We start from the raw sequence: 10,030 nt of genomic DNA, 5'->3' as shown, positions 1-10,030 counted from the left end.
TAAACTTCGCCATGGACGGCCTCCCTCTTTGTGGCGCTCCGGCGACCACGTTTTGGCACTTGATGCCGTTCAGGTGGGGCCGTCCACAACATCATTGCGAGGAGCTCTTGCGACGAAGCAATCCAGAGCCCCTCCGCGGATGCATTTCTGGATTGCTTCGCTGCGCTCGCAATGACGTGGAGAGAGCCTACCGTCTCTCCGGCGGCACATCGCGTATCCGTGCGCAATGCGCGGCGACATCCTCCACGCTGTACTTCAGATGCACCCGCTTGTCGGATGGCGTCTGCTTGCTGGTGCACACGCCCGGCCGCCATTCCTGCGCCGGCCTGATCGGACGCGGGGCAAAGCCGCCGCCGCAGTTCGGGCAGACGTTCGACAGCTTGGTCTCCACGCAATCCGCGCAGAACGTGCATTCGTAGGAGCAGATCCGCGCGTCGGTTGCATCAGGCGGCAGGTCGCGATCGCAATATTCGCAGTTCGGTCGAAGCTGGAGGGCCATGGTTGAATCTCCGCATTGGTGTGGATCATTGCAGACCGTTCGCGCATCGCGAATGCCGCATTTCCCTCGATTTCAGCCGGCCTTGATTTCCTTGAGCGGCAGCCTGGAGCTTTCCTTGAGCCTGTCGAGCACGATTGAGGAGCGCACATGCGCCACGCTCTGGTGCGGCATCAAGACGTCGTTGACCAGGTTGGAGAGGCCCTTGAGGTCGCGCAGCACCGCCTTGAGCACGTAATCGGCATCGCCTGTCAGCGAATAGGCTTCCTGGATCTCGTCGATCCGGTTCACCAGAGCGCGAAAACGCTTGGAATTATCCGGGGAATGGGTCGCAAGCCCCACCTGGATGAAGGCGATCACGCCGAAGCCCAGCGCCTCGCTGGAGAGATCGGCGTGGTAGCCTGCAATCACTTTCTCCTCCTCCAGCCGCATCCGCCGGCGCGAGCATTGCGAGGCTGAAAGGCCAGCGAGATCGGCGAGCTCCTGGTTGGTGAGGCGACCGTCTTCCTGGAGGGCGCCCAGGATCTTGAGGTCGAAGGCGTCCACAGCAATCATGCATCAATCGTCCATCTATTGCACAAACCGTGCATAGGATAGCGAAATCACGACTTGTTTGCACGCCTCTTGCGCGCCCCATGAACGATAGTTCCTCATGGCAGCAAAATTGGGAGAGCAGCATGGGTCCATTTCCGCACGATGCACCGCCGGCCACGATCAGCGCCGACAATCCGATGGGCACCGACGGGTTCGAGTTCGTCGAGTATGCGCATCCCAATCCGGACGAGCTGCACGCGCTGTTCAGGCTGATGGGCTATGCGCCCGTCGCGCGCCACAAGACCAAGAAGATCACGGTCTACCGCCAGGGCGACATCAACTATCTCGTCAACGAGGAGCCTGGCACACACGGCTACGACTTCGTCGCCGCACACGGCCCCTGCGCGCCGTCGATGGCGTTCCGCGTCGTCGACGCGAAGGCGGCCTATGACCGCGCGATTTCGCTCGGCGCCGAAGCTGCCGATGTGTCATCGGCGCAGAAAACGCTCGATGTCCCCGCGATCAAGGGGATCGGCGGCAGCCTGCTCTATCTGGTCGATCGCTATGGCGCCAAGGGCTCAGCCTATGACGGAGAGTTCGAATGGCTCGGCGCGCGCGATCCGCGGCCGGTCGGCGCCGGTCTGTTCTATCTCGACCATCTCACCCACAACGTTCATCGCGGCCGCATGGACGTCTGGGCCGGCTTCTATGAGAAGCTGTTCAACTTCCGTCAGATCCGCTTCTTCGACATCGAGGGCCGTGCCTCCGGCCTGTTCTCGCGCGCGCTGACGAGCCCGGATGGCAAGATCAGGATTCCGATCAACGAGGACGCCGGCGAGTCCGGCCAGATCGAGGAATATCTGAAGACCTATCGCGGTGAGGGCATCCAGCACATCGCCTGCGGTTGCCGCGACATCTACCGCACCATCGAAGGCCTGCGTGAGGCCGGCCTGCCGTTCATGCCGTCACCGCCCGACACCTATTTCGAGAAGATCGACGCACGCCTGCCCAAGCATGGCGAAGACGTCGCACGGCTCAAGAAGAACGGCATCCTGATCGACGGCGAGGGCGTCGTCGAGGGCGGTCAGACCAAGGTGCTGCTGCAGATATTCTCCGCCAACGCGATCGGCCCGATCTTCTTCGAGTTCATCGAGCGCAAGGGCGACGATGGCTTCGGCGAGGGCAATTTCAAGGCCCTGTTCGAATCGATCGAGGAGGATCAGATCCGGCGCGGGGTGTTGAAGGTGGGGAACGCGGCTTAGTCACGCTCGTGTCCCGGACGCGCTGCAGCGTTCTTACGCTGCTGCGCAGAGCCGGGACCCACTCTTGTGATGCAGGTATGCGCCCCGGCTCAGCAGCGCATCACTTCGTGCTGCGCAGCGTCCGGGGCACGGCAGCTATCGCGCCTGCCAGGCCTTTGTCACCGCGCCGATCTCCGCCGCTTCCGGCTCGCGTGCCGCCGATGGCGTACGCGAAAACCGGGGCGCGGGCCCGGGCTGTTTCACGCCGTGGCGTTCGACGAAGACGTTGCGGGCGACCATGTGCGGATGCTTCGTTGCTTCCGACATGGTCAGCACCGGCGCGAAGCAGATGTCGGTGCCTTCCATGATCTTGCACCAGTCGTCGCGCGTCTTGCTCTTGAACACGGCCTTCAACTTCTCCTTCAGCGCCGGCCAGGCCTTGGGATCCATCTGCGCGTCGAAATCGGCGTCGGTGAGCCCGGCATGCTCGCGCAGCAGCGCATAAAATTGCGGCTCGATCGAACCGATCGAGACGAAATTGCCGCAGGCGCATTCATAGACACCGTAGAAATGTGCGCCTCCGTCGAGGAAGTTGCGGTCGCGTCCCTCGGTCCAGCGCCCCATCGCGGTCATGTCGAAGAAGAACGACATCAGCGATGCGGCACCGTCGCACATGGCGGCATCGACGACCTGACCTTTGCCGGACTTCTGCGCTTCCAACAGCGCCGCGAGCACGCCGACGACGAGGTAGAGTGCGCCGCCCCCGAAATCGCCGACCAGATTGAGCGGCGGCACCGGCGCCTCCTTCGTGCCGATTGCGGCCAGCGCGCCGGTGATGGAGATGTAGTTGATGTCATGGCCGGCTGCATTGGCGAGCGGCCCTTCCTGGCCCCAGCCCGTCATGCGGCCATAGACCAGCTTGGGATTGCGCGCGAGCACCACGTCGGGACCGAGCCCGAGCCGCTCCATCACGCCGGGACGAAAGCCCTCGACCAGCGCGTCGGCGCCGGCAAGAAGTTCGAGCACTTGCGCAATCGCCGCCTTGTCCTTGAGGTCGAGCTCGATCACCTTGCGGCCGCGGCCCGCCACCGACTTCATGCTTTTCTTCGCGCCGATCCGGTCGAGCGTGACGACGTCGGCGCCCATGTCGGCCAGCATCATGCAGGCGAACGGGCCCGGACCGATGCCGGCGAATTCGACGATGCGGAAGCCTGAGAGCGGGCCGGAGGTGCGGATAGCGGAGGTGGGGGCTGGTTTATCGAGCACGTTTTTGTTTCCTCGGATCCGAGGCGCTTGTTGCCGATGATCGGCAAGCGCCAAGGCGTTCCTCTGTGGGGCGAGTTAATTGACTGATTAACTTTTCTCGCCTTCACGCCAGCGAGGCAAGCGGTTTTCATGCCGCATGGCCAAAATAAAAACGGCGCGCACCGAAGTGCGCGCCGCGGAAAATTTGCGTCGAGGCGCTATCAGCCGGCAGCGGCCACTGCGCGCTGCGCCATCACCTTGACGAGATTGGCGCGGTACTCCGCCGTGCCATGGATGTCAGCGAGCAGATTGCTTGCCGAAATCGTCACGCTGTCGATCGCCGACGGCGACCAGTTGCTCTTCAGCGCGGCTTCGATCGCGGGCACCCGCATCACGCCGCTCTGGGAGGCGCCGGTGGCGGCCACCCGAACCTCGCCCGACTTGATCTGTGCGACGAACACGCCGGTCAGCGCGAAGCGCGAGGCCGGATGCCGCATCTTCTCGTAGCCTGCCTTCGCCGGCACCGGGAATGACACGGCGGTGATGATCTCGCCGTCTTCGAGCGCCGTGGTGAACAGGCCCTTGAAGAAGTCATCCGCCGAGATCGACCGCTTGTTGGTCTTCACGGTGGCGCCGAGCGCGAGCAAGGCGGCGGGGAAGTCCGCCGCGGGATCGTTGTTGGCGATCGAGCCGCCAATCGTGCCGCGATAGCGCACGGCGGGATCGCCGAGCACCGAGGTGAGATAGGCGATTGCGGGGATCGCCTTCTTCACATCGGCATTCTGCATGATGTCGTAATAGGTCGTCGCGGCCTTGATGGTGAGCACATCGCCCGACAGCTCGACGCCCTGCAGCTCCTTGATCTTGCCGAGGTCGATCACGTCCGAGGGGTTGGCGAGCCGCTGCTTCATGACCGGCAGCAGCGTCTGGCCTCCGGCAAGGAACTTCGCTTCGCTGCTCTTGCCGAACAAGCTGACGGCCTCGTCGACCGTGGAGGCGCGATGATAGGTTGTCTGGTACATCTTGGTTGCTCCTGAAATCTATTCTCTGTCATTCCGGGATGCGCCGCAGGCGCAGACCCGGAATCTCGAGGTTGAATTCGTAGCTCCAGATTCCGGGTTCGACGCTTCGCGTCGCCCCGGAATGACGAGAGTGAGGCGATCAAGCCGCGTGGATCGTGCGCCACACCCGGTCAGGGGTTGCGGGCATTTCCAGGTTGTTCTTGCCGATCGCGTCCGTGATCGCGTTGATCACGGCCGCGGAGGCGCCGATGGCGCCAGCCTCGCCGCACCCCTTGATGCCGAGCGGATTGCCCGGGCAGAGCGTCGTGGTGTGGGAGAGGTTGAACGACGGCACATCGTCGGCGCGCGGCATGGCGTAATCCATGAACGAGGCCGTGACCGGCTGGCCGTTGGCATCGTAGATCGCGTGCTCGAGCAGTGCCTGCCCGATGCCCTGCACAAGGCCGCCATGGACCTGGCCCTCGACGATCATCGGATTGATCAGCCGACCGAAATCGTCGGCCGCGACGAAGTTGACGAAGGAGGTCTTGCCGGTGCCGGGATCGACCTCGAGCTCGCAGATATAGGCGCCGGCCGGGAAGGTGAAGTTGGTCGGGTCGTAGAAGGCGCTCTCCTTCAGGCCCGGCTCCATCCCGTCAGGCAGATTGTGCGCGGTGTAGGCCGCGAGCGCGACCATCGGCAGGGCGATCGCCTTGTCGGTGCCCGTCACCTTGAACTCGCCGTTCTCGATGACGATGTCGGCTTCCGACGCTTCCAGCGCATGCGCCGCGATCTTCTTGGCCTTCGATTCCATCTTCTCCATGGCTTTCAGGATCGCGGTGAGACCGACGGCCGCGGAGCGCGAGCCGTAGGTGCCCATGCCGAACTGCACCTTGTCGGTGTCACCATGGACGATCGAGACCTGGCTGATCGGAACGCCCAGCCGTTCGGCGACGAGCTGGCAGAAGGTGGTCTCGTGACCCTGGCCGTGGCTGTGCGATCCCGTGAGGATCTCGATGGTGCCGACCGGGTTGACGCGCACCTCGGCCGATTCCCACAGGCCGACACCGGCGCCCAGGCTGCCGACCGCCTTCGACGGCGCGATGCCGCAGGCCTCGATGTAGCAGGAGACGCCGATGCCGCGCAGCTTGCCGTCGGCTTTCGCCTTGGCCTTGCGGGCGGGGAAGCCGGCATAGTCGATCGCCTTCATCGCAACATCGAGCGAAGCGTTGAAGTCGCCGGTATCATAGGCCATGATCACAGGCGTCTGGTGCGGGAACTGGGTGATGAAATTGGTCCGGCGCAGTTGAGCTGGATCGACCTTGAGCTGCCGCGCCGCCGTTTCCATCAGCCGCTCGACCAGATAGCTAGCTTCGGGACGGCCCGCGCCGCGATAGGCGTCGACCGGCGTGGTGTTGGTGTAGACCCCGATCACCTCGGCATGGATCGCCGGGATGTTGTACTGGCCCGACAGCAGCGTCGCGTAGAGGTAGGTCGGCACCGAGGACGAGAACAGCGACATGTAGGCGCCGAAATTGGCGTAGGTCTTCACCTTCAAGCCGATGATCTTGTTGTTGGCGTCGAAGGCCATCTCGGCATGGGTGATATGGTCGCGGCCGTGCGCGTCGGTAAGGAAGGCTTCGGTGCGGTCGCCGGTCCATTTCACGGGGCGGTCGATCTTCTTCGAGGCCCACAGCGCCACCATCTCCTCGGGATAGATGAAGATCTTGGAGCCGAAGCCGCCGCCGACGTCGGGGGCGATCACACGCAGCTTGTGCTCAGGAGCGATGTTGTAGAACGCCGACAGCACGAGGCGGGCGACGTGAGGGTTCTGCGAGGTCGTGTATAGAGTGAAGTGCTCTTCCGCCGAATCGTAATCGGCGATCGCCGCGCGCGGCTCCATCGCGTTCGGGGCGAGGCGGTTGTTGGTGACGTCGAGCTTCACCACATTGGCCGCTTTGGCGAAGGCCGCATCGGTGGCGCCCTCGTCGCCGATCACCCAGTCATAGACCTGGTTGCCGGGCGCTTCGGGGTGAAGCTGGGGCGCGCCGGGCTTGATCGCGGCCTGCATGTCGGCGACCGCGGGAAGCTCCTCGTAGTCGACGACGACGGCTTCCGCCGCGTCGCGCGCGAGATTCTTGCTCTCGGCGATGACCACCGCGACGGCCTGGCCGACGAAGCGCACCGTCTCGGGCGCCATTGCCGGCCATGCGCCCATCTTCATCGGGCTGCCGTCCTTCGAGGTGATGGCCCAGCCGCAGATGAGGTTGCCGACCTTGTCGTCGACGAGCTGCTTGCCGGTGAGCACCGCGACCACGCCCGGCATCTTCATTGCGGCGGAGGAGTCGATCCCCTTCACCTTGGCATGCGCGTGCGGGCTGCGGATGAAATACGCATGGGTCATGCCCGTCAGCTTGATGTCGTCGACGTAGCGGCCCTTGCCGGTAATGAAACGCTTGTCTTCCTTGCGCACCACGCGTGCGCCGATGCCTTCAACACCCATGACTGGTCCTCCCGACCGGAAATTCATTGACCCGCGCTTTCCCTCGAAAGCGGCAGTGCGGTTTCTTGTTTGCGACGGCCGCTCTACTCGGCAGCCTGCGCAACCTTCATGCGGTCGGCCGCATCCAGCACGGCTTTCACGATGTTGTGGTAGCCGGTGCAGCGGCAGATATTGCCCTCGAGCTCTTGGCGGACGGTCGTCTCGTCGAGCTGGCCACCATGGCGTTGCACGATGTCGATCGCCGACATGATCATGCCGGGCGTGCAATAGCCGCACTGGAGACCGTGATTGTCGCGGAAGGCAGCCTGCATCGGGTGCAGCTCGTCGCCCTTGGCGATGCCCTCGATCGTTGTGATGCTGGCACCATCGGCCTGACCTGCCAGCATGGTGCACGATTTCACGGCCTTGCCGTCCATGTGCACGACGCAGGCGCCGCACTGGCTGGTGTCGCAGCCGACATGAGTTCCCGTGAGATTGAGGTGATCGCGCAGGAGCTGGACCAGCAGCGTGCGGTCCTCGACGTCGACAGCAACGGCCTTGCCGTTCACTGTCAGGTTGACTGTAGACACGGTGTAGTCCTCCCGGGATTGATTTTGATTGTTTCTAATTAGAGACCGGCGAGCCGGAACTTTGCAACTAGGATTTTGGTCGCCAGCGTCATTGAAAAGTCATTGATCCTGATCGGCGCGCAATGATTTGCGGGCGGAGCCGCGGGAAGCGGAGCACCGGACAAGCCCTGGGATGCCAGAAATCATCCAGATCAGCCCCTGGCCGATGCGCCCTAACGTCGTGCGAGCCTGCCAAATTTACCGCCCCTTATCGATTCTGCCTTAGTTTTGCGCATCCAGGTTGGGGGGCGGGGCGCCTCCTGATCGCGGCTGAATACAAATGGGGGTGGGAATGTCCGGGCGTATCGCGTCGCCGTCTAAGCGTACACTGTTTCCGACCCTCAGGTTCCGCGCAAAGATCATTCTCGGCTTCGCCGCAGTGCTGGTGATCTCGGCCGGCAGCATGGCCTTCTCCTATTTCGGCTTCGAGCGGGTCGCCTCCGGGGTCGGGTCCTATCGCAGCAGCGTTTCGGAGGCCGATCTTGCCCGCAACATCGACCGTGAGCTGCTCGCCTATCGTTCGACGGCCAGATATTTCGTCGTCACGGGCAAGGAAGACGACGCCAAGGCGGCCCTGGATGCTGAAGGCAGCCTGAAGAACGCGATCGATCTGGCCGTCAAGAGTGCCAAGAATCCCGCCCGGCAGGAGAGCCTCGGCAAGCTCTCCAAGGAATTTTCGCATTTCTCCGCGACCTTCGCGAAGGTGCTCCAGGCCAAGCGAGACAGCACGCTGCTGGTGCAGAACCAGCTCATGCGCAATGCCAATCTCCTGAAATACAAGCTCGACGATATCGGAAACAACGCCTCCGACTCCGAAGCACAAGCGATCGAGTTCGGCACGAAGCAGGTCAACGCCCAGTTCCAGACAGCGAGTGCGGCGGCGACCAATTTCGTGCTGACATCCGATCAGGCGATCGCCACCAGCGCGCTGGCGCGGCTGAAATTCGTCGAGAACTCGCTCGGCGCGGTCTATTCCATGGACGACAAGGTCGTCGCCGGCTTGAAGGATGCCAAGGCGCTGCTGGGGGCCTATCGCGAAGCGCTGGAAAAGCTGATCGCCAATGCCAAGCTGGTCGACGATCTCGTCACCGAAATGAACGGCTCGGCCCGTGCGATCCAGCAAGGAGCAACCGCCATGAAGGCGGACCTCGTCGCCGAACAGCAGCGGCTCGATTCGGAGTCGGAGGCGACCATCGGGCAGACCAAGCAACTGGTGCTGATGCTGGCCGTCGGCGGCACGCTGCTCGGCGCGGTCCTCGCCTTCCTGCTCGGCACCGGCATCTCGCGTCCGATGATCGCGATGTGCAAGGCGATGCGCGAGCTTGCCTCGGGCAATTTCGACGTCGTGCTGCCGGGCCTCGGCCGCAAGGACGAGATCGGCGAGATGGCCGGCGCGGTCGAGGAGTTCAAGGTTCAGGCGGTCGCCAAGGCCGAGCGCGATGCCGCCGCCAGCGAAGCCCAGAACCGGGAGCAGGCTGCAAGCCGCCGCGCCGAGCTGATCCGCTTTGCCGATGATTTCGAGAGCGCGGTCGGCGCCATCGTCTCCAACGTCTCGGCTTCGGCCGTGCAACTGGAATCGGCGGCCTCCACGCTGACCCGCACCGCCGAGACTACGCAGAGCCTGTCGAGCCAGGTCGCCGGCGTCTCCGAACAGGCGTCCAGCAACATGCAGTCGGTCGCGACCGCGACCGAAGAGCTGTCGGCCTCGGTCGAGGAGATCGGCCGCCAGGTCCGCGATTCCAGCCGCATTGCCGAGGCTGCCGTGGGGCAGGCCAAGGAGACCGACGGCCGCATCGGCAAGCTGTCGCATGCCGCCCAGCAGATCGGCGAGGTGGTCAAGCTGATCACGGCGATCGCCGAGCAGACCAATCTTCTGGCGCTCAACGCCACCATCGAGGCGGCGCGCGCCGGGGAAGCCGGCCGTGGCTTTGCGGTCGTGGCGAGCGAGGTGAAGTCGCTGGCGAGCCAGACCGCGAAAGCGACGGACGAGATCTCCTCGCACATCACCGGCATGCAGGGCGCCACGGCCGAATCGGTCGCCGCGATCAAGGAGATCGGCGCGACCATCGGCCAGATCTCGTCGATCGCGACGTCGATCGCGAGCGCGGTGGAGCAGCAGGGCGCGGCGACCCAGGAGATCGCGCGCAGCGTCCAGACCGTCGCACAGGGCACCCAGACGGCGGCCACCGATATCGGCCAGGTCAACCGTGGCGCGGCCGAAACCGGCTCGGCCTCGGAAGAGGTGCTGAACTCGGCCAAGACGCTGTCGAGCGAAAGCACCCGTCTGCGCGCCGAGCTCGACCGCTTCATGGCGAACATCAGGGCGGCCTAGCGCCGGCGTCCGCGGACGCTCGCTTCTTCCTTCGTGTCGTTTCGGACAAGCGCGGCAGCCAAACTTGTAA

The 10,030-nt window shown here is 64.0% G+C and carries 8 protein-coding genes; 2 read left to right on the top strand and 6 right to left on the bottom strand.

The window, feature by feature from the left end:
• Nucleotides 1-187: 187 nt before the first annotated feature.
• Entirely contained in the window at nt 188-499 is a 312-nt protein-coding gene (locus ACYCVF_RS25280; RefSeq protein ID WP_459603408.1) for a DUF1272 domain-containing protein, read from the bottom strand.
• Nucleotides 500-571: 72 nt separating this feature from the next.
• The gene (locus ACYCVF_RS25275; RefSeq protein ID WP_459603409.1) at nt 572-1,051 is read right to left on the bottom strand and encodes an Lrp/AsnC family transcriptional regulator; all 480 of its coding nucleotides are present in this window, start codon (nt 1,049-1,051) and stop codon (nt 572-574) included.
• Between the two features lie 122 nt (nt 1,052-1,173).
• Between ACYCVF_RS25275 and hppD the strand changes: the two genes are divergently transcribed.
• Nucleotides 1,174-2,292, top strand: coding sequence for a 4-hydroxyphenylpyruvate dioxygenase (gene hppD, locus ACYCVF_RS25270; protein ID WP_459603410.1), 1,119 nt, complete (start codon nt 1,174-1,176; stop codon nt 2,290-2,292).
• A 135-nt stretch (nt 2,293-2,427) separates the two neighbouring features.
• Here hppD and ACYCVF_RS25265 read toward each other — a convergent pair whose 3' ends face one another.
• The 4 genes from ACYCVF_RS25265 to ACYCVF_RS25250 all read right to left on the bottom strand — a co-directional run bounded on the left by ACYCVF_RS25265 (nt 2,428) and on the right by ACYCVF_RS25250 (nt 7,589).
• Complete coding sequence (locus ACYCVF_RS25265; protein WP_459603411.1) at nt 2,428-3,537, bottom strand: CaiB/BaiF CoA transferase family protein; 1,110 nt, start codon at nt 3,535-3,537, stop codon at nt 2,428-2,430.
• Nucleotides 3,538-3,737: 200 nt separating this feature from the next.
• A complete protein-coding gene (locus ACYCVF_RS25260; RefSeq protein ID WP_459603412.1) occupies nt 3,738-4,538 on the bottom strand; it encodes an FAD binding domain-containing protein in 801 nt (266 codons plus the stop codon).
• Between the two features lie 139 nt (nt 4,539-4,677).
• Nucleotides 4,678-7,020 carry a xanthine dehydrogenase family protein molybdopterin-binding subunit gene (locus ACYCVF_RS25255; RefSeq protein WP_459603413.1) on the bottom strand — a complete coding sequence of 781 codons (2,343 nt, stop codon included), beginning with the start codon at nt 7,018-7,020 and terminating at the stop codon, nt 4,678-4,680.
• 83 nt (nt 7,021-7,103) lie between these two features.
• Nucleotides 7,104-7,589, bottom strand: coding sequence for a (2Fe-2S)-binding protein (locus ACYCVF_RS25250; protein WP_459603414.1), 486 nt, complete (start codon nt 7,587-7,589; stop codon nt 7,104-7,106).
• A 331-nt stretch (nt 7,590-7,920) separates the two neighbouring features.
• On the opposite strand from ACYCVF_RS25250, the gene ACYCVF_RS25245 reads away from it, so the two are divergent.
• Nucleotides 7,921-9,960 (top strand): methyl-accepting chemotaxis protein, encoded by a 2,040-nt coding sequence (locus ACYCVF_RS25245; RefSeq protein WP_459603415.1) that lies wholly within the window; start codon nt 7,921-7,923, stop codon nt 9,958-9,960.
• Nucleotides 9,961-10,030 lie beyond the last annotated feature (70 nt).

The organism is Bradyrhizobium cedriense, assembly GCF_054602315.1.
This window is presented reverse-complemented; position numbering and strand designations above follow the sequence as displayed.